The organism is Arthrobacter sp. KBS0703, from assembly GCF_002008315.2.
Classification (GTDB): Bacteria; Actinomycetota; Actinomycetes; order Actinomycetales; family Micrococcaceae; genus Arthrobacter.
The window spans coordinates 925,842-949,901 of the sequence record NZ_MVDG02000001.1 but is presented as its reverse complement, the minus strand read 5'-3'; the positions used below and the strand labels follow the sequence as shown (position 1 = coordinate 949,901).

At 66.2% G+C, this 24,060-nt stretch carries 17 protein-coding genes, 1 tRNA gene and 5 pseudogenes; 10 read left to right on the top strand and 13 right to left on the bottom strand.

Features of this window, described 5'->3' with window-relative positions:
* Positions 1-5 precede the first annotated feature (5 nt).
* Positions 6-1,684: pseudogene (gene argS, locus B1A87_RS04450) on the bottom strand (arginine--tRNA ligase).
* Between the two features lie 173 nt (positions 1,685-1,857).
* Here argS and B1A87_RS04445 point away from each other — a divergent pair.
* The 6 genes and pseudogenes from B1A87_RS04445 (at position 1,858) to B1A87_RS04420 (ending at position 6,571) form a co-directional block, all read left to right on the top strand.
* On the top strand, positions 1,858-2,331 hold the full coding sequence (locus B1A87_RS04445) for an FMN-binding protein (RefSeq protein ID WP_078026718.1): 474 nt from the start codon (positions 1,858-1,860) through the stop codon (positions 2,329-2,331).
* A 56-nt stretch (positions 2,332-2,387) separates the two neighbouring features.
* Positions 2,388-3,260, top strand: a complete 873-nt coding sequence (locus B1A87_RS04440) for an FAD:protein FMN transferase (protein ID WP_078026719.1) — start codon at positions 2,388-2,390, stop codon at positions 3,258-3,260.
* Entirely contained in the window at positions 3,257-4,816 is a 1,560-nt protein-coding gene (locus B1A87_RS04435) for a ferredoxin--NADP reductase (protein WP_078026720.1), read from the top strand. The genes B1A87_RS04440 and B1A87_RS04435 overlap by 4 nt, the downstream gene beginning before the upstream one ends.
* Positions 4,817-4,921: 105 nt before the next feature.
* Positions 4,922-4,994 (top strand) — tRNA-Arg (locus B1A87_RS04430).
* A gap of 110 nt (positions 4,995-5,104) precedes the next feature.
* A pseudogene (locus tag B1A87_RS04425) lies at positions 5,105-6,193 on the top strand (M4 family metallopeptidase); the annotation flags it as partial.
* Between the two features lie 63 nt (positions 6,194-6,256).
* Entirely contained in the window at positions 6,257-6,571 is a 315-nt protein-coding gene (locus B1A87_RS04420) for a protealysin inhibitor emfourin (RefSeq protein WP_078026722.1), read from the top strand.
* A 301-nt stretch (positions 6,572-6,872) separates the two neighbouring features.
* Here the strand turns inward: B1A87_RS04420 and B1A87_RS04415 are convergent, their stop codons facing one another.
* Together B1A87_RS04415 and B1A87_RS04410 are read right to left on the bottom strand one after the other, a co-directional pair.
* On the bottom strand, positions 6,873-7,979 hold the full coding sequence (locus B1A87_RS04415; protein ID WP_144275667.1) for an IS110 family transposase: 1,107 nt from the start codon (positions 7,977-7,979) through the stop codon (positions 6,873-6,875).
* 187 nt (positions 7,980-8,166) lie between these two features.
* Positions 8,167-9,135 (bottom strand): GlxA family transcriptional regulator, encoded by a 969-nt coding sequence (locus B1A87_RS04410; RefSeq protein ID WP_078027947.1) that lies wholly within the window; start codon positions 9,133-9,135, stop codon positions 8,167-8,169.
* An 81-nt stretch (positions 9,136-9,216) separates the two neighbouring features.
* Here B1A87_RS04410 and B1A87_RS22825 point away from each other — a divergent pair, with 81 nt between their 5' ends.
* Both B1A87_RS22825 and hrpA read left to right on the top strand, forming a co-directional pair.
* A complete protein-coding gene (locus B1A87_RS22825; protein ID WP_185982236.1) occupies positions 9,217-9,384 on the top strand; it encodes a hypothetical protein in 168 nt (55 codons plus the stop codon).
* A 166-nt stretch (positions 9,385-9,550) separates the two neighbouring features.
* A pseudogene (gene hrpA, locus B1A87_RS04405) lies at positions 9,551-13,528 on the top strand (ATP-dependent RNA helicase HrpA).
* 14 nt (positions 13,529-13,542) lie between these two features.
* Here hrpA and B1A87_RS04400 read toward each other — a convergent pair.
* The 4 genes and pseudogenes from B1A87_RS04400 to B1A87_RS04385 all read right to left on the bottom strand — a co-directional run bounded on the left by B1A87_RS04400 (position 13,543) and on the right by B1A87_RS04385 (position 16,068).
* Positions 13,543-13,971 carry an HIT family protein gene (locus tag B1A87_RS04400; protein ID WP_078027948.1) on the bottom strand — a complete coding sequence of 143 codons (429 nt, stop codon included), beginning with the start codon at positions 13,969-13,971 and terminating at the stop codon, positions 13,543-13,545.
* Positions 13,968-15,023 (bottom strand): annotated as a pseudogene (locus B1A87_RS04395) (NAD(P)-dependent alcohol dehydrogenase); the annotation flags it as partial. The gene B1A87_RS04400 and the pseudogene B1A87_RS04395, both read right to left, overlap by 4 nt.
* On the bottom strand, positions 14,987-15,169 hold the full coding sequence (locus B1A87_RS04390; protein ID WP_144275722.1) for a hypothetical protein: 183 nt from the start codon (positions 15,167-15,169) through the stop codon (positions 14,987-14,989). The pseudogene B1A87_RS04395 and the gene B1A87_RS04390, both read right to left, overlap by 37 nt.
* A 61-nt stretch (positions 15,170-15,230) precedes the next feature.
* Positions 15,231-16,068 (bottom strand): annotated as a pseudogene (locus tag B1A87_RS04385) (sulfurtransferase).
* A 134-nt stretch (positions 16,069-16,202) separates the two neighbouring features.
* On the opposite strand from B1A87_RS04385, the gene B1A87_RS04380 reads away from it, so the two are divergent.
* A complete protein-coding gene (locus B1A87_RS04380) occupies positions 16,203-17,285 on the top strand; it encodes a PLP-dependent cysteine synthase family protein (RefSeq protein WP_078027951.1) in 1,083 nt (360 codons plus the stop codon).
* On the opposite strand, the gene B1A87_RS04375 is transcribed toward B1A87_RS04380, so the two are convergent.
* Complete coding sequence (locus B1A87_RS04375; protein ID WP_078027952.1) at positions 17,282-17,938, bottom strand: MBL fold metallo-hydrolase; 657 nt, start codon at positions 17,936-17,938, stop codon at positions 17,282-17,284. The genes B1A87_RS04380 and B1A87_RS04375 overlap by 4 nt on opposite strands.
* 95 nt (positions 17,939-18,033) lie before the next feature.
* On the opposite strand from B1A87_RS04375, the gene B1A87_RS04370 reads away from it, so the two are divergent.
* Positions 18,034-18,549 carry a Fur family transcriptional regulator gene (locus tag B1A87_RS04370; protein WP_078027953.1) on the top strand — a complete coding sequence of 172 codons (516 nt, stop codon included), beginning with the start codon at positions 18,034-18,036 and terminating at the stop codon, positions 18,547-18,549.
* Here the strand turns inward: B1A87_RS04370 and B1A87_RS04365 are convergent.
* The 5 genes from B1A87_RS04365 to B1A87_RS04345 all read right to left on the bottom strand — a co-directional run bounded on the left by B1A87_RS04365 (position 18,533) and on the right by B1A87_RS04345 (position 23,892).
* Complete coding sequence (locus tag B1A87_RS04365; protein WP_078027954.1) at positions 18,533-19,408, bottom strand: metal ABC transporter permease; 876 nt, start codon at positions 19,406-19,408, stop codon at positions 18,533-18,535. The genes B1A87_RS04370 and B1A87_RS04365 overlap by 17 nt on opposite strands.
* The gene (locus tag B1A87_RS04360; RefSeq protein ID WP_185982235.1) at positions 19,408-20,223 is read right to left on the bottom strand and encodes a metal ABC transporter ATP-binding protein; all 816 of its coding nucleotides are present in this window, start codon (positions 20,221-20,223) and stop codon (positions 19,408-19,410) included. Before B1A87_RS04360 ends, B1A87_RS04365 begins: the two co-directional genes overlap by 1 nt.
* Positions 20,220-21,188, bottom strand: coding sequence for a metal ABC transporter solute-binding protein, Zn/Mn family (locus B1A87_RS04355; RefSeq protein WP_078028189.1), 969 nt, complete (start codon positions 21,186-21,188; stop codon positions 20,220-20,222). Before B1A87_RS04355 ends, B1A87_RS04360 begins: the two co-directional genes overlap by 4 nt.
* Positions 21,189-21,328: 140 nt before the next feature.
* Positions 21,329-22,399: a hemolysin family protein gene (locus B1A87_RS04350; RefSeq protein WP_078027955.1), complete on the bottom strand. Its 1,071-nt coding sequence runs from the start codon at positions 22,397-22,399 to the stop codon at positions 21,329-21,331.
* On the bottom strand, positions 22,396-23,892 hold the full coding sequence (locus B1A87_RS04345) for a hemolysin family protein (protein WP_078027956.1): 1,497 nt from the start codon (positions 23,890-23,892) through the stop codon (positions 22,396-22,398). The genes B1A87_RS04350 and B1A87_RS04345 overlap by 4 nt, the downstream gene beginning before the upstream one ends.
* Between the last annotated feature and the right edge of the window lie 168 nt (positions 23,893-24,060).

Sequence of the window (24,060 nt, the reverse complement as noted above, 5' to 3'; positions counted from 1 at the left end):
TCAGTTCACATCCGTTCCGGCGCGGAGACGCCAAGCAGGTCCAGTCCGTTGGCCAGCACCTGGCTGGTGGCGTCGTTGAGCCACAGGCGGGTGCGGTTGAGATCGGTGACGGCCTCGTCGCCCAGCGGGGCAACGCGGCAGGCGTCGTACCACCGGTGGTAGGCCCCGGCGATGACCTCGAGGTGGCGGGCCACCCGGTGGGGCTCGCGGAGCTCCGCGGCCTTGGCCACGATGGACGGGTAGCTGCCGAGGTAGGACAGCAGCTCATTTTCCGTGGCGTGGTGCAGGAGCTGTCTCTTATACACATCTAGATGTGTATAAGAGGCGTCGAACGAGACAGGTCCACGCCGGCGGCCACCGCGTTGCGGGCCGTGCCGCGGGAGCGGGCGTGCGCGTACTGCACGTAGAAGACCGGGTTCTCGTTTGAGTGCTTCTTGAGCAGCTCCGGGTCCAGGGTGAGGGGCGAATCGGCCGGGAAGCGGGCCAGGGAGTAGCGCACGGCGTCCTTGCCCAGCCAGGAAATCAGGTCCTTGAGTTCGATGATGTTGCCGGCGCGCTTCGAAAGCTTGGCGCCGTTGACCGAAACGAGCTGGCCGATCAGAACCTCGATGTTGACCTCGGGGTCATCCCCGGCGGCGGCGGCAATGGCCTTGAGCCGGTGGATGTAACCGTGGTGGTCGGCACCCAGCAGGTAGATCTTTTCGGTGTAGCCCCGGTCCTTCTTGGACAGGTAGTAGGCCGCGTCCGCCGCGAAGTAGGTCGGTTCGCCGTTCGCGCGGATCATCACGCGGTCCTTGTCGTCTCCGAAGTCGGTGGTGCGCAGCCAGACGGCACCGCCGTCGTCGAACACGTGGCCCTGTTCGCGCAGGCGGGCAACGGCACTTTCGATGGCCCCGGCGTCGTGCAGTTCCTGTTCGGAGAAGAAGACGTCGAAGGAAACGCCGAAGTCCGCCAGGGTGTCCTGGATGTCCTTCAGCTGCGCCTGGTAGGCCGCCGTACGGATGACCGGGAGGGCCGCCACGTCCGTCAGCTCACGGATGTCCGGGTGCCGGGTCAGCACCTCATGGCCGAGGTCGCGGATGTACTCGCCCGGGTAGCCGCCCTCGGGCACGTCCCGGCCGTGAAGGCGCGCGAGGACGGAGTTGGCGAACACGTTCATCTGGGTGCCGGCGTCGTTGATGTAGTACTCGGCCGTGACCTGCGCACCGGAGGCGCGCAGGACGCGGGCGATCGAATCGCCCAGCGCCGCCCAGCGGGTGTGCCCGATGTGCAGCGGCCCGGTGGGGTTGGCGGAGACGAACTCCATGTTGACCGTGTGGCCCGCGAGCGCGGAGTTGGTGCCGTACTCCGCTCCGGCCTCCACGATGGCTTTGGCGAGCGCCCCGGCCGCAGCCGCATCCACGGTGATGTTAAGGAAGCCGGGACCGGCAATGTCCACGGCCGTGACGCCGTCGATCTCCTTCAGCCTGGTGCTGAGGACGCCGGCGAATTCGCGCGGGTTGGTTCCCGCCTTCTTGGCCAGCTGCAGGGCGATGTTGGTCGCCCAGTCGCCGTGCTCCCTGTTCTTGGGTCGCTCCACCAGGACGGCGTCGGGAACCGCCGACTCGGAAAGGGCGATGTCGCCTGCTGCGACGGCGTCCTTCAGGCAGGTGGATATGGCGAGGGAGAGTTCTTCGGGAGTCACATTCCTAGACTACCGGGGGCCCCGCCCTGTAGCGGAATCCGGAGGGGACCCGGGTCCCCTCACCGGGCCCCTCGTCGTCACAGCTAAGAGTAGGGAAATTCACAGTGTGAACGCTTAGCCTGATTTGAGCGTCTTGCACCCGGTAAGTGCCCGTACAAACGAAACGAGACACCGTGAATTCTTCCGTCCGCAAAAGCGTCTACGCCGGCATCGCAGGACTGTCCCTTGCCGGCACGGTGGCGGGATGCGCGCCTTCGGCCCAACAGCCCGCCGCCCAGGAGAGCCAGTCCCCCGAATCGTCGGCCACAGCCGCACCCGGCTCGTCGTCCACCGCACTGGCGTCGTCCGGTGCAAGCTACAAAGACGGCACCTACAAGGCCGACGGCACCTACAAATCCCCGAACGGCACGGAAACCGTGGGCGTGCAGCTGACGCTGGCCAACGGCACCGTGACCGCCGTCGAGATCACCGAGCACCCGTCCAACCCGAACACGCGCAAGTTCCAGGGCGAGTTCGCGAGCGGAATCGCGGAACAGGTGGTGGGCAAGAGCCTCGATGAGATCAAGGTCTCCAAGGTGGCAGGGTCATCCCTGACCAGCGGCGGCTTCAACCAGGCAGTCGAAGAGATCAAGTCCCAGGCACTGTAGGAAGCTGCGGGGCGGCATGGGAGACACGACTTTGAACCGCAGGCAAAGGAGAGCCCATGCCGCACGCGGGCTGGCACAACTTCAACTTTGACGGAATCGGAACCAGCTGGGAGATTTCCACTCCCGCACCCCTGGGACCCGGACCTCGCAGCCACGTGCTCGCCGAGGTGGAGCGCTACGACTCCACCTGGTCCCGGTTCCGCGGCGATTCGCTCGTGTCCCGGATGTCCGCGCGGACCGGGCATTTCGAGTTTCCGGCCGAAGCCGCGGCCCTGGCACCGCTTTACCGGATCCTGTACGCCTTGAGCAACGGCGCCATGACCCCGCTCATCGGCGGAAGCCTGGAGCAGCTGGGGTACGGGCCGGACTATTCCCTCCGGCCACGCGGCGCCGCCACGCCACCGCCTGCCTGGGATGATGTCCTGGAATGGCGGGGAACCTCAGTGACCGCCAAAACGCCCGTAGTGCTGGACATCGGGGCGGCAGGAAAGGGCCAGTTGGTGGACCTCCTGGCCGACGTGCTGCGGGGCCACGGCGTCAACGAGTTCTTCATCGACGCGAGCGGCGACCTCCTGAACAGCGGGAGCCCCCCGGTGACCGTGGCGCTCGAGCATCCCTACGACTCAAGCAAGGCGATCGGCATTGTGGCGCTCGGCACCGGCGCCCTGTGCGCCTCGGCGTCTAACCGCCGGGCGTGGGGTGACGGCCTTCACCATGTCCTGGACGGCACCACCGGGGTCCCGGTCCGGACGGTCGTGGCCACCTGGGCCATGGCCGGAACCGCGTTGGAGGCCGATGCCCTGGCCACGGCCCTGTTCTTCGTCCCCGGCGAGGTGCTGGAGCGCCATTTCCGGTTTTCCTGGCTTAAGGTTTTTTCCAACGGCAGCGCGGAATACTCCGCGGAATTCGAAGGGGCACTGTTCGCATGAGTTCCACAACTTCCCCGGAGCGGACCTCGCCGGCCACGGCGGTGGATGCCTTTCTGGGCAGATTCACCATGTACCGGCTGGTGCTGATGGTCCTGGCCATCCTGGCCGCCTACAGCCTTGTCCTCGACGCCCTTGGCTGGCTGACGTTCGGCATTCCCCACCTCCTCGCCCACCTGACGCTGTGCGTGGGGCTGACCTATGCCTCGAACCGGGCACTGGCCGCCCTCTTCCGAGTCCGCCCGCATTCCGAGTCATCCCTGATCACCGGGCTGCTGCTCTACTTCCTGTTCTGGCCCACCCAGTTCGGGCCGACGTTCACCGCCGTGGACCTTGCCGGCGTGGCCCTGGCCTGCGCGCTCGCGTCCGCCTCAAAATATGCGCTTGCGTGGCGCGGCCGGCATATTTTCAATCCGGCAGCAGCGGGGGCGTTCATCACCGGCCTGACCGGGCTGAACATCGCCACATGGTGGGCGGGGACCCCGGCGATGCTGTGGCTGCTGGTTCCCGGGGTGCTCCTGGTGCTCTACCGGACTCGGAAAATGCTGATGGCCGCAGTCTTCACCGCCGTGGCCACGTCCATTGCCGCGGCCGGGCTCCTGCAGTCGGGAGTGGACCCGGGCGGGGCCGTTTGGCAGCCCCTGGCGCAGAGCCCCGTCATTTTCTTCGTCGGGTTCATGCTCACCGAACCGCTGACGCTGCCTCCGCGGCGCTGGCAGCAGCTGGTGCTGGCCGCCGTCGTCGGAGTCCTGTTCGCCACCCCCTTCAACTTCGACATCGTCGCGAACTCCCCCGAGCTGGCGCTGCTGGCCGGCAACCTGCTTGCCTTTTTGGCCGGTCAGCGCGGAAGCGTCCGGCTGCTGTTCACACACTCGCGCCAGCTCACGCCGACGACGACGGAATTTGTCTTCGAACCGCGGCGCCCCCTCCGCCACGCCCCCGGCCAGTACCTGGAACTGGACCTCCCGCATGCCAAGCCGGACGGAAAAGGCCGACGCCGGGTCTTCAGCCTGACGAGTCCCCCCACTGCGCGGCATGTGAAGATCGGCGTGGGCACTGCCGAACCCCTCTCGGCAGCCAAGCAGAAACTCCTGGCGCTCCAGCCCGGGGATGAACTCACGGCCACCACGGTGGCAGGGGATTTTGTCCTGCCGCGACGATCCAACGGCTCCGTCCTGCTGATCGCCGCGGGAATTGGCATCACGCCGTATCTTGCGCACCTCTCCGACGGCTCGGCCGAGGAGCGGGACGTCATCCTGCTCTACCTCGCCCGCAACGCCTCCGAGCTCGCCTATGCGCCGGAGCTGAAGGACTCCGGAGCACGCATCATCGCCCGGCTTGCCGACGGATCGGCTCCCCCGGACTTCATTGAGGACGGCGGCGCAGTCGGAGGGTCCGGCGCGAGGCTGGACGGCCAGTCGCTGCAGCGCCTGGTCCCCGACATTGCCCGTCGCCGGGTTTTTGTTTCGGGTTCACCGGCCAGCGTGGGCTCCCTGCGGCGGGCGGCACGGCAGGCCGGCGCGCGGCGGATCCATGTGGACTCGTTCGCGGGTTACTGACGGCCCGGTGCTGACACGCGCCGCGGGCCCGCGCCGGTTTTCCATTCAGGCCCACCTTCCTGCTAAGCTCTAGGACGTCCGCCGGGAACGGCAGGATCCCTGACTGCCCTCGTAGCTCAGGGGATAGAGCGTCTGCCTCCGGAGCAGAAGGTCGTAGGTTCGAATCCTATCGAGGGCACAGAAATAACCCCGTCACTTCAAGGAAGTGGCGGGGTTTTCCGCATCTGGAGTGAAACCCTCTCCCCAGTGCGCCTGAAGAGAATTGTCGGTGTCCGCTCGTAGGCTGACTTGCATGTTCTGCTCAATCGTTCCGCCCTACCTGCTGCGACGCCTGGCTGCGCAGGATTCCCCGCGTCTCTCGGCCGTGGCCCGGGCAGCCAAGGAGGCCCTGCTTCACGTCCGGACCGTTCAGGCGGCCCGCGCGGCCACGACGCCCCAGCCTCCCCCTGTCTCTTATACACATCTAGATGTGTATGCGCCAGTTATACACATCTAGATGTGTATAAGAGACAGCCCGTCGACAGATCCGTCTTCGACGCCAAGTCCGGCGAGTCGCTCCCCGGCCAGCTCGTCCGCAAGGAAGGCGAGGCACCCGCCGGCGATCCTGCCGCTGACGAGGCCTACGACGGCCTGGGCCATACGCATAGCCTGTACGCCGACGTCTTCGGCCGGAATTCCATCGACGGGCTTGGAATGCCGCTGAAGGCCACGGTCCACTTCGGCAAGCTGTATGACAACGCCTTTTGGGACGGCCAGCAAATGGTATTCGGGGACGGCGACGGCGAAATCTTCGAACGCTTCACGCGGTCCATCAGCGTGATCGGCCATGAGCTGGCCCACGGCGTGACCCAGTTTTCGGCCGGGCTCGCCTACCGGAACCAGGCCGGCGCCATCAACGAGTCCGTCTCCGACGTTTTCGGTGCCCTGGTTGAACAGTATGTCCGGAAGCAGTCCTCCGCCGAGGCCAGCTGGCTGATCGGCGAAGGACTCTTCACGCCTCAGGTCGAAGGCTCGGCCCTGCGCTCCATGAAAGCTCCCGGGACCGCATACGACGACGACGTCCTGGGCAAGGACCCGCAGCCTGACTCCATGGACTCCTACGTCCGCACCAGCGCCGACAACGGCGGCGTCCACATCAACTCCGGCATCCCCAACCGGGCGTTCTGCCTCGTGGCGCTGGCCCTGGGCGGCAATGCGTGGGAGGCGCCGGGACAGATCTGGTACGACACACTGACGGGCGGATCCCTCCCTCCCAAGGCCACGTTCAGCGCGTTTGCCAAGGCCACGGCGGCATCGGCGCTGGAACTGTTCGGTGCCGACTCGGCGGAGCATGACGCGGTGCGCAAGGCGTGGGAAACTGTGAAGGTAAAGCTCTAGCTGACCGCCGGGAGGGCGGGCCAGTCCTCCTCCCGGTAGCCGCTGAAACCCAGGAAGCTTGCCATGAAAATCACAGTGGAGCGCAGCGGAGGGATCGCGGGGATGACCCGTACCTGGACCGTGCAAGCCATGACGACCAGCGACCGGAGCCACTGGCGGCCCATCGTCGAGGCCTGCCCGTGGGATGCCGTTCCTGACTCCCGGCAGATTCAGGACGGGCAGCCCGACCTGTTCATTTATTCCATCCGAGCCGGCGAACACCGCGCCACGCTCCCGGAAAGGGCCGTGACCGGTCCGTGGCGCGTACTGGTGGACACTGCCAGGGCTGCGGCAGAAGATTCGCCACACGGAAGCGCCCGGGGCGGATTCCGCACCTGATATGTAGGTATTTCTTGTCAAGGGGGCAAGGGTGAGCGGTCCGAGACTGGGTGTCTTGGACCGCTCCTTTTGTGTTCCGTTCCTTGGGCCCGTCCGGGGCTGGCTGGCGCGTCGTGATCGACGGGCGCTGTCAGACTGATATGCGCGGGTTGGTTACCGCAGGACGAGGTGTTCGGCTGGAGGGGTGCCGCTGGTCTAGCAATGTCGGGCGTCACCGGAACTACCCGGTTGTCCATAGGTGTTTCGCGGGTCTCCTCCACGCTGCCAAGCCATCAGGACAGGGCCCGGGAACGGCACACGTCTATTCATCCGTCCACGGCTGCTCCTGTTGGACCGCGGCGGCGAGGGACCAGCACCAGCCGGCCAATTCGCGGGCGACGGCGACATTGGCGATGACCCGGCGTTTGTGCCGGGCTTCGAACTGCTCCCACTTGTGGTGCAACCGGTGGTTCCCCTGGTGTCCGCGGACCCGGGAGGCCTCGTCGGCTGCATCCCAGCGGGAACGCATGTCGCGGCTGGCATTGTTGTAGGGGCGCCGGTGGTGCCACGCGGCCTCGACCAGCAGGCGTCGGGCGTGGGTGTTTCCGGTTTTGGTGATGGCTCCCTGGGACCGGGACGCACCGGAGGTATGTTCGGAGGGGACAAGACCCAGATACGCGCCGATCGTGGAGCCGGTGAAGCGGGTCCAGTCGCCGATCTCCACCGCCAGGCCGAAGGCGGTGAGCACCGAGATGCCGCGCAGACACATCAGCGCCCGCACGACCGGGGCATACGGCTCGGTCGCCGCCATCGCCGTGATCTTCGCATCCAAACGGTTGCGGCGGTCCAGCGTCAGCTCTGCCATTTCCAGGCCGGCCTCGTACGCAGCCTCCAGGGCAGGATCGTCGAAACGCTGCCGGTGCAGCCAGGTGTGGTGGGCGTCGGTCCAGGCATGGCCGCCGGAGTAGACCAGACCGTGGCGCAGCAGGAGCTTCGAGATCCGGTGCCTTGCCCGCATCAGATCCGAACGGACGTCCTCGCGGGCACGTACCAGATCACGGGCCGCCTCCTGAGCCGGACCCGGGACCCGCACCGGGGTAATTTGCCCGAGCAGCGCCAACCGGGCCAGATGCTCTGCATCGCGGGCATCGGTCTTCACCCGGTCCCCGGACGGCCGCTGGAGCTTGGACGGCGCCGCGACCAGGCATTCGACCCCTGCGGCTGCCAGCAACCGGGCCAGGCCGAATCCCGTTGGGCCTGCCTCATAGACAACGCGGACCGGACCCGGCAATCCAGAAATCCACTCGGCGATCCCGGCATCGTTCGCGGCGAGGCTCTGACGCAGGATCTCGCCGGTCTCACGATCGATCGCGCAGCCCTTCACACTGCGCGCATGGACATCCAAACCCACGTAGGTACGCTTATTCATGGCTGGAACCTCCCGACGTTCAAATGTGGCTCTACCAGTCCACACCCCCGCCTCTTGGTGGCGGAACAGACCGTGGCCCGGCAACCCACGAACCTCTTTGAACCCGAGGTTCCAGTCCTACATCAGGGACCGGCCCGCCACACTTCATATCGTCTAGCCGGATTCCGTTCCTAGCCGGATTCCGTTCCTAGCCCGCCGGCGCCAGCTGGCCGCGGAACGCCCGGCGGTAGGACTGCGGGCTGGTGTCCAGCACCTTGGCGAAATGGTGACGGAGCAGCACCGGGTGGCCGAATCCGGACTGCCTCGCCACTTCATCGATGTTCAGTTCGGTGGACTCCAGGAGCTCCTGGGCCCGCAGCACCCGCTGGGAATTGAGCCAGGCCGCCGGGGTGGCGCCCGTCTCGGCGCGGAACCGGCGGGCGAAGGTCCTCGGCGACATGTGCACGCGGGCCGCCAGTTCCTGGACGGGATGTTCGTCATCCAGGTTCTGGACCATCCACCGCAGCAATTCCTCCATGGGCTGCGAGCCGCATTCAGGCATGGGGCGGTCGATGAACTGGGCCTGGCCGCCGTCACGGTGCGGAGGAACCACCATGTCCCGGGCTATTGCGGCCGCCACTGCGGCGCCGAACTCGACCCGGACCAGGTGCAGGCAGGCATCGATGCCCGCCGCCGTTCCGGCGCTCGTGATGATCCGGCCGTCCTGGACATAAAGGACGTTTTCATCCACCAGGGCCTTCGGGAACTGCGCGGCGAGGTCACCCGAATAGTGCCAGTGCGTGGTGCAACGGCGTCCGTCGAGAAGGCCGGCGCGGGCCAGCGCAAACGCTCCGGAGCAGATGGACATCACCCACGCGCCTCGCTCGTGGGCCGACCGTAGCGCCTCGAGCACTTCTTCGGAAACGTCCTCCTCGCGGCCGTAAGGCGCCATGATGACGAGGTCGGCATCTGCCGCCGCCTCCAGTCCGCGGCTGACGTTCATGGTGAGGCCCGACTTGAGCGGGATATCCCCGGGAACGGGAGTGCAGACCCGGAAATCAAACTGCGGTACACCGGTTCGCCGGTCCGATCTGTCAATGCCGAACACTTCAAAAGCAGTGCCGAACTCGAAGATCGAGAAGTGCGGAACCGTGATCAGGGCTACTGACTTAAGCATGTATCTATTGTGGCAGAAATTTTCCCTTTTTAGGCATTTCTGCCACTTCTTTCTGATCTGCCGGAAGAGAACCATGGAGCTATGGAAATCTTCGGAATCGCCCTCGTAGTCCTGGTCCTCATCTCGGTAGCTGCCACGTTCACCGCCGTTCTTCGGGACGGACGCGGCCACACCCCTCCCGAGTATTCGATCCGGGACTGGTCAGCACTGGACCTGCCCAGCAGCAGCTACAGCACGCGCATCATCTAGTTGCACGCGGATACGAACACCACCACCGTCCACCCACCCAAAACCGGCAAGAGGGACCAGGCTCTATTCGAGCCCGGTCCCTCCTTCTGTTATGACGTGTAGGGGTCCGGCAGCCCGTTTCGAAAGCCGTGGCGTGCTGACAGTTCCAAGTAGACTGGATCCAGCCATGACTCTTCATATCTCCTACCCCGCCGAGCTGCCGGTCTCCGAGCGCCGCGAGGACCTGATGGCCGCCATAGCCGCCAACCAGGTGACCATCATTGCCGGTGAAACCGGCTCCGGAAAAACCACGCAGATTCCGAAGATGTGCCTGGAACTGGGCCTGGCAGACAACGGCCTGATCGGCCACACGCAGCCGAGGCGCCTGGCTGCCCGCACCGTGGCAGAGCGCATTGCCTTCGAACTCGGCGTCGAGCTCGGCCAGGAAGTGGGCTTCCAGGTCCGGTTCACTGGCGAGGTCAGCCGTTCCACCAAGGTCAAACTGATGACCGACGGCATCCTGCTGGCGGAGATCCAGCGGGACAAGCTACTGCGCAAATACAACGCCATCATCATTGACGAGGCCCACGAACGCAGCCTCAACATCGACTTCATCCTCGGCTACCTCAAGCGGATCCTGCCCCAGCGCCCGGACCTGAAGGTGATCATCACCTCCGCCACCATCGACCCGGAGCGGTTCGCGAAGCACTTCGGCAGCGACGAGGATCCCTCCCCCATCATCGAAGTCTCCGGCCGGACCTTCCCGGTGGAAATCCGGTACCGGCCGCTGTCCCAGCCGGCAGGCGGCGCCACCGGTGACGATGCGGACGCGTCCGACGACGAACTCGAGGAGGACCGGGACCCGCTCGACGCCGTCTGCGACGCCGTCGACGAATTGGCCCTGGAGGCACCGGGCGACATCCTCATCTTCTTCTCCGGCGAGCGCGAAATCCGGGACGCCGCGGAAGCCCTGAACGCCAGGATCCAGTCCAACCGGCGCCTGGCCGGCACCGAAGTGCTGCCGCTCTTTGCCCGCCTGAGCCTGCAGGAACAGCACCGCGTTTTCAACCCGGGCAGCAAACGGCGGATCATACTGGCCACCAACGTTGCCGAGACCTCCCTGACGGTGCCCGGCATCAAGTACGTCGTTGACACCGGAACGGCCCGCATCTCGCGCTACTCGCACCGGACAAAAGTGCAGCGCCTGCCGATCGAGCGGGTTTCGCAGGCATCGGCTAACCAGCGCTCCGGCCGCTGCGGCCGCGTGTCGGACGGCATCGCGATCCGGCTCTACTCCGAGGAGGACTTCGAGTCCCGGCCCCTTTACACGGACCCGGAGATCCTGCGCACCAACCTGGCGGCCGTCATCCTGCAGATGACAGCCATGGGCGTGGCGCGCGGCCCCAAGGACATCGAGAACTTCCCGTTCGTCGAGCCGCCGGACTCGCGCGCCATCAACGACGGCGTCACACTGCTCCGGGAGCTCGGCGCCCTGAGCGCCGCACGGGCAGGCGACGGCACCGCCGATGCGGGCGGCAACGGTTCGGGCCGCAACGGCGGCGGGCTTACCGCCGTCGGGCAGAAACTGGCGCAGCTTCCGGTCGACCCGCGGCTGGGCCGGATGATTGTCGAGGCCGGAAAACTTGGCTGTCTCTTATACACATCTAGATGTGTATAAGAGACAGTCATGATCCTGGCGGCCGCCCTCACCATCCAGGACCCGCGCGAACGCCCCACGGACAAGCAGCAGCTGGCCTCCGAGAAGCACGCCCGCTTCCGCGATGAGAACTCGGACTTCACGGGCTTCCTGAACCTCTGGAACTACATCCAGGAAAAACAGCAGGAACTCTCGTCCACGCAGTTCCGCAGGCTCTGCCGGAACGAGTTCATCAACTACCTGAGGGTCCGCGAATGGCAGGACCTCTTCGCGCAGCTCCGGCAGCTTGCCCGCCCGCTCGGCATCAGCCTGGACAACAAGCGGCAGGCGGACCCGGTGGGCAATTACGAGGGCATCCACATCAGCCTGCTGTCCGGGCTCCTGAGCCACATCGGAATCCTCGACGAACGCAAACGCGAATACGCCGGAGCCCGCGGCACCCGCTTCGCCATCTTCCCCGGCTCGGCGCTCTTCAAGAAGTCACCCACGTTCGTCATGGCCGCGGAACTGGTGGAAACCAGCAGGCTGTGGGCCAGGGTAGCCGCCAAGTTCGAGCCGGCCTGGGCGGAGCAGGCAGCCCCGCACCTCGTTAAGCGCAGCTACAGTGAACCGCACTGGTCCACCAAAATGGGTTCGGTCATGGCGTACGAGAAGGTCACCCTCTACGGCGTGCCCATCATCGCGCAGCGGCGCATCAACTACGGCAAGGTCGACCCCGTCCTGGCCCGGGAACTCTTCATCCGCCATGCATTGGTTGAAGGCGACTGGAAAACCCACCACAAGTTCTTCCACCGCAACCGCGCGCTCCTGCAGGAAGTGGAGGAGCTCGAAGCGAGGATGCGCCGGCGCGACCTGCTCGTGGACGACGAAACCCTCTTTGAGTTCTACGACGCCCGGGTAGGCAAGGACGTCGTTTCGGAGCGGCACTTTGACAAGTGGTGGAAGGAAGCCCGGCAGCAGGACGCGGCGCTGCTGGACTTCGACCAGTCGCTGCTCCTGAGCGACGACGCCGATGCCCTCGACGAATCCGCCTATCCGAAAACCTGGCTGCACAAAGGCTTCGAGCTGCCCCTCAGCTACGAGTTCCACCCTGTGGCACCGGGTTCTCCGCCGAATCCCTCGGACGGCGTCACCGCGGAGGTGCCCGTCCTGTTCCTCAACCAGCTCGATGATGCCGCATTCCGCTGGCTGATCCCCGGACAGCGCGTGGAGCTGGTCACCGCGCTCATCAAGTCGCTGCCGAAGCAGATCCGCAAGAACTTCGTGCCGGCCCCGGACGTCGCCAGGCAGGCGGTGGCAGCGCTGGAGGCCGATTTCGATCCCGCCGACGACGATCTTGAGCAGTCCCTGGAGCTGGTGCTTCGCCGGATCCGCGGGCACGTCATTCCGCCCGGCTCCTGGAACTGGGACGCGGTCCCGTCTCACCTCCGCGTGAGCTTCAAGGTGGTGGACAGCCGCGGCAAGGTGTTGGACGAAGGCAAAGACCTGGAAGCCCTCCAGGAACGGCTGGCACCCGCCACGCGGCGCGCCATCGCCGAATCCCTCGGAGCCACGCCCGCCACCGCCGCGCCGCGGACCTCGAAAAAGGGCACGCCGCAGGCGGCCGGCCACAGCGGCGGCCCGTCTGTTCCCACGGGATTCGCCGAACAGTCCGGCCTGACAGAGTGGTCTTTCGGCGCGGTGCAGCGCCAAGTCAGCGTCACCGTCAAGGGCCACACCGTGACCGGCTACCCCGGACTCGTGGACGAAGGGGCGTCCGTGGCCCTGCGCGTCTTCCAATCCGCGTCCGAGCAGCAGGAAGCCATGCGCGGCGGCGTCATCCGCCTCCTGGCCCTGCGGGTTCCGGCGCCGGACCGCTACGTCCTGGAGCACCTGAACAACACGGAGAAACTGACCTTCAGCCAGAACCCGCACGGATCGGTGTCGGCCCTCATTGCCGACTGCGCCCTCGCGGCAGTGGATAAGCTCACGCCCCCGGAACTCCCATGGGACAGGCCCTCCTTCGACGCCCTCTACGAGCAGGTGCGCGCGGAGCTGATTGACACCGTCTTCAGTGTCACCGCCGTGGTGGAACGCATCCTGGCCAGCACACGCCGGATCGAAAAGCAGCTCAAGAGCACCACCAGCCTGGCGCTCATCAGCGCGCTCAATGACGTCCGCAGCCAGCTCGAGCAGCTGGTGTTTCCCGGTTTTGTGGCCCGCACGGGGTATGCACAGCTGAGCCAGCTGCCCCGCTACCTCGCCGCCATTGAAAAGCGGCTCGAGAAGCTGCCCGGAAACGTCCAGCGCGATGGGCTCAATATGGCGGCTGTGCAGCGGCTCGAAGACGAATACGACGACGCCGTGTCAGCCCTGCTGCCCGGGCGCCGTGCCGGCGCTGAGCTCACCCAGGTGCGGTGGATGCTCGAAGAACTCAGGGTGAGCCTGTTCGCCGTCGAACTCGGCACCGCTTATTCCGTCTCGGAGAAGCGGATCCGCGCCGTGCTGAACAAGGCCCTGGCGGCCTAGCCCCAGTACGCCGCCTATGCCGCCGGCACGAAGTCCGCGTATCCGGCGCCGCGGAGTCCGGTGCGGAGCTTTTCGGCGTTGGCGTCCAGCCGTGCGGGATCCGGGTTGTGCTCCGCGGACGCGAAGTCGAAATCAGCCATGCTGTTGGACGGCCACACGTGGACGTGCATGTGGTTGATCTCGTAGCCGGCCACGATGAGGCCCGCCCGGGCGGCACCGAAAACGTCCACCTGCACGGCGCCGATGCGGCGCGCCACTTCCATGACCCGGGCGAGCGTTTCCGGCGAGGCGTCTGTCCAGCGGTCCACTTCCTCGGTGGGCACCACGAGCGTATGACCATCAGCCAGCGGGCCCATGGTCAGGAACGCGGAAACATCCGGCTCGCGCCAGACGAACCGGCCGGGGATTTCCCCGTTGAGAATCTTGGTGAATAGCGTGCTCATGCGTCAGCCCTTTCCGCCGGTGCCTGCAGGGTGGATATGTCCAGGACGAAACGATACTTGACGTCGCCGGCGACCATCCGGTCATAGGCGTGGTTGAGCTGGTCCGCTCCGACAATCTCGATCTCCGACACGACGCCGTGTTCCGCGCAGAAGTCAAGCATCTCCTGCGTCTCCGCAATGCCGCCGATCAGCGAACCGGCGTACGCGATCCGCCGCCTGATCAGCGCACCGGGGTTGACCGGAGGCATGGCTTCGGAGGGCAGCCCCAGCTGGAACAGCGCCCCGTCCCGGCGCAGCGTGCGGAAGAACGGGTTGAGATCGTGCGGGGCGGCCACGGTGTCGATGATCAGGTCGATGCTGCGGTTCGCGGCCGCCATCGCGTCCTCGTCGCGGGACAGGATGACGCCGTCGGCCCCCAGTTCCAGCGCGGCCGAAACCTTGGACTCCGAGGTGGTGAAGACCAGCACCCGCGCACCCATGGCCTTGGCCAGCTTGACCGCCATGTGGCCCAGCCCGCCCAGGCCCACCACGCCGACCACGTCGCCTTCCTCAACACCGAAGTGGCGGAGCGGCGAGAACGTGGTGACGCCCGCGCAGAGCAGCGGCGCCGCTGCGGCGGGGTCCAGGTTTTCCGGCACGCGCAGCACATAGCGGCGGTCCACGACGATTGACGTTGCGTAGCCGCCTTGCGTGACGGCATCGCCGTTGCGGGCGTCCTTCGCACCGTAGGTACCGGTCATGCCCAGCTCACAGTACTGCTCCAGTCCTTCCAGGCAGCTCTCACACTCGCGGCAGGAGTCCACCAGGCACCCCAGGCCCACCAAATCTCCCGGCGAAAAATCGTCGACGGCGGACCCCACCCGGCTGACCCGGCCCACAATCTCGTGCCCGGGCACCAGCGGGTAGTTCTGGGAGCCCCACTCCCCGCGGGTGGCATGGACGTCCGAGTGGCAGAGGCCGCAGAACTCAATGGCAATTTCAACGTCGTCGGCTTTGGGGGCACGCCGGGCCACTGTCAGCGGCACGAGGCCGCCGGTGCTGGACGCTGCCCCGCCTGTCTCTTATACACATCTAGATGTGTATAAGAGACAGGAGCCCCTCCCCGGGGCCGCACCTCCGCCGCCACCTGTTCGGCGGCACCGTCCTCCAGGGGAATCTTCAGGGCAAGCGGCGGCGGTACGGGGCGTCCAGGAGTCATACGTCGACGCTACCCCGCGTGGCCGGAACAGTACCAGTCGCGCCGGGCCGGCCCGCGCGGGTCATCCTGGCTGCTCACCCGTGGCCACCGGCCGGGACGCATCGTTGGACCACTCGGAGAAGGATCCCGGAAGAGCGCCGCGGAGATGCCGGCGATTTCCAGGGCCGCGATCTCGTGGGCGGCAGTCACGCCGCTGCCGCAGTACACCGCCGTCGGCGTGGTCGCGTCGACTCCGAGGCCCGCGAAGCGGAGCCGGAGCTCCTCCGCCGGCAGGAAGCGGCCGCCGTCATCCAGGTTTCCGGTGGTGGGAGCGCTGACTGCTCCGGGGATGTGGCCTGCCCGCGGGTCAACCGGCTCTATCTCGCCGCGGTACCGCTCGCCGGCGCGCGCGTCCAGCAACACACCGTGCGCAGCCCATTCGGCGGCTTTCCCGGCGTCGATCACCGGCATGCGGGCGTCCGCGAGCGTCACGTCGCCCGGGGCCGCCGGCTCAAGGCCGTCCTCGAGCGGCAGCCCGGCACGGCGCCAGGCGGGCAGGCCGCCGTCGAGCAGGTAAACGGCCGTGAAGCCGGCGTTCCGGAGCATCCACCACAGGCGGGCGGCCGACGTGTTGCCGGCATCGTCGTAGGCGACCACGGTGTCACCTTCACAGACGCCCCAGCGCCGCGCGGCTTCCTGCAGCTTTGCGGCCGGCGGCAGCGGATGCCGCCCCGGGCCGGCTCCGCGGGTTCCGCCAGTTCGGTGGGAAGGTCCACGTACACGGCGCCCGGAATGTGTTCCCTGAGGTAGTGGCCGCGGCCCTCGGGGTCACCGAGCGCCCAGCGGACATCCAGCAGCACCGTGCGCTGCCCGGACGCTATCCGGGCGTTCAGCGCGGACACGTCAATGAGGGTTCCCATCAAAATCTCCTTTGGCTTGGATCGACCGCGGCCGGCAGGTTCAACTCTAGCGCCGGGGAGCACCGGCACCGGGACAACAGTGGCACCGGGCAGCTCCAGCTCCCGGGCGGCCCCTGCACCGGTAGGCTGATTCGGTGAACAGTGCAGTCAACAGGAACCGGGCTTGGGCGGACGAAGCCGTCCGCAAGATCAATGCGGAAAATAACCGCTCGGCGGACACCCACCTCTATTCCGTGCCGCTGCCGGAGCACTGGGGTGTCCAGCTTTACCTCAAGGATGAATCCACGCACCGCTCGGGAAGCCTTAAGCACCGGCTGGCCCGCTCCCTGTTCCTGTTTGGCCTGGTGAACGGCTGGATCACCGAAGGCACCACCATCGTGGAGGCCTCCAGTGGCAGCACGGCGGTCTCCGAAGCCTACTTCGCGCAGCTGCTGGGCCTCCCCTTCATCGCCGTCATGACACGCACCACCAGCCCCGAAAAGATTGCGCTGATCGAACAGTTCGGCGGCGCCTGCCTGCTGGTGGATCATGCTTCGGAGGTCTACGCCGCCGCCGCGGACGTGGCCGCCACGAGCAAGGGCCATTACATGGACCAATTCACCTATGCCGAGCGCGCCACGGACTGGCGCGGAAACAACAACATCGCCGAGTCCATCTTCCAGCAGCTGGCTCTCGAGGAGCACCCCGTTCCGCGGTGGATCGTGGTGGGCGCGGGGACGGGCGGGACGAGCGCCACGATCGGGCGGTACCTCCGGTATCACCGCCATGACACGTCCCTGGCCGTGGTGGACCCGGAGAATTCGGCTTTCTATCCGGGCTGGCGCAGCGGTTCGGCCGGCTACAGCACCGGCCTTCCCTCCCGGATCGAGGGCATCGGCCGGCCGCGGATGGAGCCCAGCTTCGTGCCCGCCGTGATCGACCACATGATCCAGGTGCCCGATGCCGCTTCGGTCGCGGCGATGCGGCACCTCCACGCCCTGGCCGGCCTTCATGCCGGGCCGTCCACGGGCACCAACCTGTGGGGCGTCTGGCAGCTGATTGCGCAGATGGTCGCCGACGGTGAGCGGGGCAGCGTCGTGTCACTGATGTGCGACGGCGGTGACCGCTATGCGGGCAGCTACTACAGCCCGGCGTGGCTGGCGGCGCAGGGGCTGGATCCCGAGCCGCATGAGGGGACCATCAGCGAGTTCTTCGGGACCGGCGTCTGGAACCCTTAGACGTCCGCGGATTCACGGCTGGAGAGGTGGGCAAACTCTGTGCCGTACCTGGCGCCCAGCCTCTTGACGTGGCCCTCCACAAGGTCCAGGCCCGTGCGGTTAAGCAGCCCGTCGTGGATGGGGAATGCCCGCGGCGCGCGGACGCCGATGACAAAGTCCACCACCTCGCTCACCTTGTTCCAGGGCGCGTGGACCGGCACCAGGAGCGTCTGCACGCTGATGCCGTCAGGAATGATGAACGAGTCGCCGGGATGGTACACGTTTTCGTCGACCAAGTAGCCGATGTTGGCCACCACCGGGACGTGCGGGTGGATCAGGGCGTGCTGCCCGCCGAAGCTGCGGATGGCGAATCCGCCGGCGTCGAAGGACGTTCCCGGCTCCACGGCATGCACCCGTGATGCGGCGCCGGGTGTTTCCGTCCGCAGGTTCTCGGCCACGCCCTCCGGCGCGTAGAGCTCCAGCTCGGCGTTGCCTTCCAGCGCCGACACCACGGCCGCAACGTCGATGTGGTCCGCGTGCTCGTGCGTGATGAGTACTGCGTGCGCACCGTCCAGCGCTTCGGCGGACTCCGAGAACGTCCCGGGATCCAGCACCAGGACCCGCCCGTCCTTTTCCAGCCGGACGCACGCGTGCGTGAATTTTGTCAGCTTCATCCCGCCAGCCTAGGGATCCCGCCGATCCGTGTCCACGGGCCTCCGGCTGGTAATCTTGTATATTGCCAACACCCCTTAGCGAAGCGAGTCCATTCATGCCACACGGCGCCAGCGCTGACGGCAGGCCGCTGACCCCTTCGGCGGCAGCGGGCGGCAAAGAGCAGCGTGTCACCAAGCAGCGGCTGGCCGTCAGCGCCGCACTTGACGACCTTGACGATTTCGTCAGCACCCAGGAGCTTTACCGGATACTCCAGAACAAAGGCGTTTCGGTCTCCCTGGCCACCGCGTACCGGATCCTGCAGTCACTGGCGGATGAAGGGCTGGCGGACGTGCTGCGGAACGGCGACGGCGAGGCCGTCTACCGCCGGTGTGCGGTGACGGTGCACCATCACCACCTCCTGTGCCGGAACTGCGGCAAGGCCGTGGAAGTGGAAGCGCCCGCCGTCGAAACCTGGGCCGCGCGGACCGCGCAGGAGCACGGTTTCACCGAAGTGGCGCACACCGTGGAGATTTACGGCCTCTGCCCGGACTGCTCGGCGCGCAAGGCCGGCACCGCTTCCGGAGCAACCTTGGGAACCGCGTCTACGGGCAGCACTACGCAGTCCGCATAACCCTGCCGTTGAGCCCGCGCTTCGCCCGGATGCTTCCGATCACCCGGCAAACCACGTAGATCAGGAACGACAGCGTGGTCACGTAGGGGCTGATGGGGATGCGCCCGCCGAGTGCCAGGAGGATGCCGCCCACTGTGGCGGCCACGGCGAACACCACGCTCAGGAGCACCACCAAACGGGGCGACGACGTCACCCTCAGGGCCGCCGCCGCGGGGGTGATCAGCAGGGCAAGAACAAGCAGGGCGCCGACAATCTGGATCGACAGGGCAACGCTGACGCCCAGGAGCACCATGAAGGCCAGCGCCAGCGACCGCACCGGGACGCCGCGCGCCTCCGCGAGTTCGGGATCGACGCTGGCGAAGCTCAGCGGCCGCCAGATGGCGCACAGCGCAGCCATGACCACCACCGCGGTGCCGGCCAGAACCTGCAGCTGCACGGTGTCCACGGACACGATCTGCCCGGTCAGGAGGCCGAACTTGTTGGCCGCACGGCCTTCATAGAGTGACAGGAACAGGATGCCGAGGCCCAGGCCGAACGGCATGATCACGCCGATGATGGAGTTCTTGTCCCGGGCGCGCACGCCCATCAGGCCCAGGAGGAGCGCGGCGGCCACCGAACCGATCAGCGAACCGAACACGACGTCGGCCCCGATGAGCAGCGCGAAGGCTGCTCCGGCAAACGAAAGTTCGGAGATGCCGTGGACGGCAAACGCCAGGTCGCGCTTCATAACGAAGGTGCCCACCAGGCCGCCGAGCAGGCCAAGCACGGCGCCGGCCCAGAGCGAGTTCTGGACCAGGGCCAGCAGTTCACCGTAGTTTTCAAAGTTGAACACCGAGTGCAGGATGCCGTCCGGATCCATCAGGCCCCCTCCGCCGCGGCGGCGTGCGCCTCGTCGTGATGGTGGGTGGTGGCGTCAGGGAGTCCGACGACGACGATCCGGCCGTTCGCGTGGATCACTTCCACGTGGCTGTCGTAAAGCTCGGACAGGACGTCGGTGGTCATGACCTCGTGCGGAGTGCCCACGCTGAACCGGCCTCCGGCCAGGTAGAGGACCCTGTCGACGTAGTCAATGATCGGATTGATTTCATGCGTCACGAAGACCACGGCGCTCTTTTGCTCGTGGCATTGCTTGTTGATGAGTGCGCTGACCGCCTGCTGATGGTGCAGGTCCAGCGACAGCAGCGGCTCGTCACAGAGCAGCACCTTGGGATCCGTCGCGAGAGCCTGGGCTATGCGCAGCCTTTGCTGCTCCCCGCCTGACAGCTGCCCGACCGGCACCTTGGCGTAGTCACTTGCGCCCACGAGGTCCAGGAGCTCGTCAATCCGGCGGTTGGCCTTGGCGTTCCCGAGCCGGATGCCCCAGCGGTGGCCGTCAACACCGAGACCCACAAGGTCCCGGGCCCGCATGGGGGTGTCCGGAAGGAAGGGTTTCTGCTGCGGGATGTAGCCGATCATCCGGCTCCCGCGTTCCACCGGGTGGCCCCCCAGGGTTGCGCTCCCGGAGTGGAGTTCTTGGAGGCCCAAGAGCACCTTGAGGAAGCTGGTCTTGCCGCTGCCATTGGGGCCGAGGACCGCAAAGAATTCCCCGGGCTTGATGTCCAGGTCCAGGTCTTCCCAGAGCGCCCGCTTACCAAACTTGAGGGAAGCTTTGCGCAGGCTGATTACTGGGGTCAATTCTTGCTCTCCAGGGCTTTGCTGATGTTAGCCACATTGTCCGCCATCCACTGCAGGTACGTCTTGCCGTCGGGCAAGGTCTCGCTGAAATTCACGACGGGGGTGCCCGCGGCCGTGGCCGCATTCTTGAGGACCTCGGTCTGCGGGCCGTCCGTCTGCTCGTTGTACGCCAGCAGCCTGGTGTCCGGCGAGGCTGCCAGTGCCGTGGCGGCCTTCAGGACTGCGGGCGATACGTCGGTGCCCTCTTCGATGGCGGCGGTGTATTCGGCCGGGGTGCGGTTATCGAGTCCGGCAGCTTCGAGCAGGTACAGCGGCACCGGTTCAGTTACGGCAACGCTGGACCCGGCGCGGGCCTTCTTGATGGCGGCGAGCTTGCCTTCGAGTTCCGTCAGTCCTGACTTGAAGGAAGCGGCATTTGCCTTGAAGTCAGCAGACGACCCGGGGTCGATGGTTCCCAGCTTGGCGGCCACCGCGTCGGCAAGGCGGGACATCGCCTGCGGGCTGTACCAGACGTGTTCGTTGAAATCACCGTGGTCATGGCTGTGGCCGCTTTCGGCCGTCGCAGAGGGTGTGCTGTCAGCGGCGGGGGCCAGCCCTGACACTTCCACGGCGCTGATGATGCTGTCATGCGGGATGTTGTTGTCGTCGGCCATCGTGTGGACGAAGTCGTCGTAGCCGCCGCCGTTTTCCAGCACCAGCTTGGCCTTGGAAATGGCCAGCCTGTCCTGGGCGCTGGCCTCGTACGAGTGGGGGTCCTGGCTGGTCCGCGAAATGATGGCTGTGACGTTGACCTTGTCGCCGCCGATGGACTCAACGATTTCGCCGTACACGTTGGTCGATGTGACCACGGGGATGCGGTTGCCGGCAGTCGGTGCGGAAGTCTCCGGCGTCGTTCCGCAGGCCGTAAGCAGCAGGCCGAAACCCGCAATGGCGGCGGTGATGGAAGTACGGACGGTGATGCGCACGGAGAAAACCTCAGTTCTGGGAACGGTAGTTTGCGGGATCAGCAACCGTACCGAGTGTACCGCTAAATAGGAATGATTCCTATTTAGAACCTGGCGGCGCCGAGGGGTGCTGTCCCCCGGCGCCGCGTACGCCCGCCTTGCTATTCGACGTCGGGCTCGCCCAGCCGGCGTATCCCCTTGGCCTGCGTGGCATCACGGATCTCGCCCACCAGCTGCTCGATCACGTCCTCGAGGAACAACACGCCCTCCGTTTGGCCGTGGGGTCCGATCACGCGGGCCAGGTGCGAGCCGGTGCGCTGCATGACGGACATGGCATTTTCTATCTCATCGCCGCGTGAGAGGTTGGCCAGCGACCGGATCCGGCTTTCGGCAATGGGATGCTGATAGCCCGATTCGGGAATCGACAGCACGTCCTTGATGTGCAGGTAGCCGGCCAGCATTCCGTCCTCGTCCACCATCGGGAACCGGGAGAATCCGGTCCGGCTGACAGCCTTTTCAAACTCCAGCGGGGTTGCGGAGGTCTTGAGCATGACCAGCCGCTCCAAAGGAACCATGACCTCCGCGGCCGCGTGCTCCGAAAACTCGAGCGCACCGGTGATGAGGCCCGCGTCGTCATCCACCAGCCCGTGCCGGGTGGATTCCTGCACGATTGACTGGACCTCCTCCAGGGTAAAGGAGGAGTTGACCTCGTCCTTCGGCTCGATCCGCATGAGCTTGAGGATGTGGTTCGCGGACCAGTTCAGCGCAACGATCACCGGGTTGACGAGGCGGGCGACGAACATCAGCGGCGGAGCCAGGAGCAGGGCAGCCTTGTCGGCGACCGAGACGGAAATGTTCTTCGGCACCATCTCCCCGAAGGTCACATGCAGGAAGGTGACAGCCATCAGCGCAACCGCGAACGCGGCGACGTCGGCGATTTCCATCGGCACTCCAAGTGCCGCGAGGGGTACAGCCAGCAGGTGGTGGATGGCCGGTTCCGCAACCAGCAGGATCAGCAGGGAACAGACCGTGATGCCCAGCTGTGCGCAGGCCAGCATCAACGAAACGTTCTCCATGGCCCGCAAGGTGGTTTGGGCGCGAAGTGAGCCGGAGTCAGCCAGCGGCTCGATCTGGCTGCGGCGTGCAGACATGACCGCAAACTCGGCCGCCACGAAGAAGGCGTTGCCGATAAGCAGCAGCACCAGCCACAGAATCCCAGCCCAGTCACTCATGCCGCACCTCCGTTCGTGGCCGTGTTCTTGGACGAGGCGCTGTTGGGCGAAGCGTTCCGGGACAGGCCCTTCCGCAGGGACATCTTCCGGGATGAGCCGTTCCGCGAGGAGCCGGTCCGGCTGGAACCGTTCCCGGCGGAGGGCTTCTCTGCTGAGGACTCCCCCGCAGCGGACTTCTCCGCAGAGCCGTCGGCAGGTTCGCGGTCCGGCTTGAAGCAGATCCGGTCGATCCGGCGGCCGTCCATGCGGGTGACGCTCAGGGTTCCGCCGCCAACCTTCACGGCATCCCCTACCGCGGCGATGCGCCCCAGCTCGCTCATGACGTAGCCGCCCACTGTTTCGTAGGCCGCTTCATCCGGGACACTCAGTCCGGGAATCTGTTCGGACAGTTCATCCGGACGCAGCAGGCCCGGGAAGTACCAGTCGCCCGAGGCACTCTGCAGCAGGCCGGGCCGGACCTTGTCGTGTTCGTCGGCCACTTCGCCCACGATTTCCTCGACGAGGTCCTCCAGTGTGGCAATCCCTGCCGTTCCGCCGTACTCGTCCAGCACGACAGCGAGCTGCATGTTGCCTTCCCGAAGTTCGGCCAGCAGGGCATCGAGGTGGATGGTCTCCGGCACCCGGAGAACATCGGTCATGATTGCACCCGCCTCCAGTTTGGATCGCCGGTTCGACGGGACGGCAATCGCCTTCTTGACGTGCACCAGCCCCCGGATATCGTCAGTCGAGTCTCCGATCACCGGGAAACGTGAGTAGCCGGTACGGCGGGCGGCGTCGAGGATGTCCGACACCGGCTGGTCCGCGTTGATGGTCTCCACCCGGATGCGGGGGGTCATCACATCCGCAGCCGAGCGGCCGGAGAAGTTCAAGGTCCGGGCGATGAAGTTGGCGGTTCCCGCGTCCAGGGTTCCCATGGCCGCGGACCTGCGCACCAGGGACGCAAGCTCGGCCGGCGTCCGCGCCCCGGAGATTTCTTCTTTCGCTTCGAGGCCGAAGACATTGAGGACCTTGTTTGAAAACCCGTTGAGGAGAACGATCGCCGGTTTGAAGATGGCGGTGAACATGAGCTGGGGCCGCGCGAGGGCCCGGCCGACGCGGAACGCCAGCGCGATCGCCATGTTTTTTGGCACCAGTTCGCCGAGCAACATGGAGAGCAGGGTGGCGATCACCATGGCGAGTACCAGGGAGACTGATCCTGCCATCGCCTCCGGAACGCCGATGAGGGCCAACGGCGCCTTCAGCAGCGCGCCTACCGACGGTTCCATGACGTAGCCGGTCAGCAGGGTTGTCATGGTGATGCCGAGCTGGCAGCTGGAAAGCTGGGTGGAGAGGGATTTGAGGCACTTGAGCAGCGGAACTGCGGTGGTGTCGCCGTCATCCACGGCGCGCTGCACCGTGGGCTGGTCAAGCGCTATCAGGGAAAATTCGACGGCGACGAAGAAACCGGTGCCGAAGATCAGCAGGAACCCGGCCGCGAGAAGAAGCCATTCCATTTAGCGGCCTGCCGCGGTGGTGAGGGGCCAGCGCGCGCCGCTGGCGGGGGATGCAATGCCGGTGAAACTGCCAGGCGGAGGATGGTCGGCCGTGGCCTGGCCCGTGTCCCGGGAAGTCCCGGCGAGGTGAAGCGGCGGACATTGTCGGGAACGTGAACGGGGTTTGCC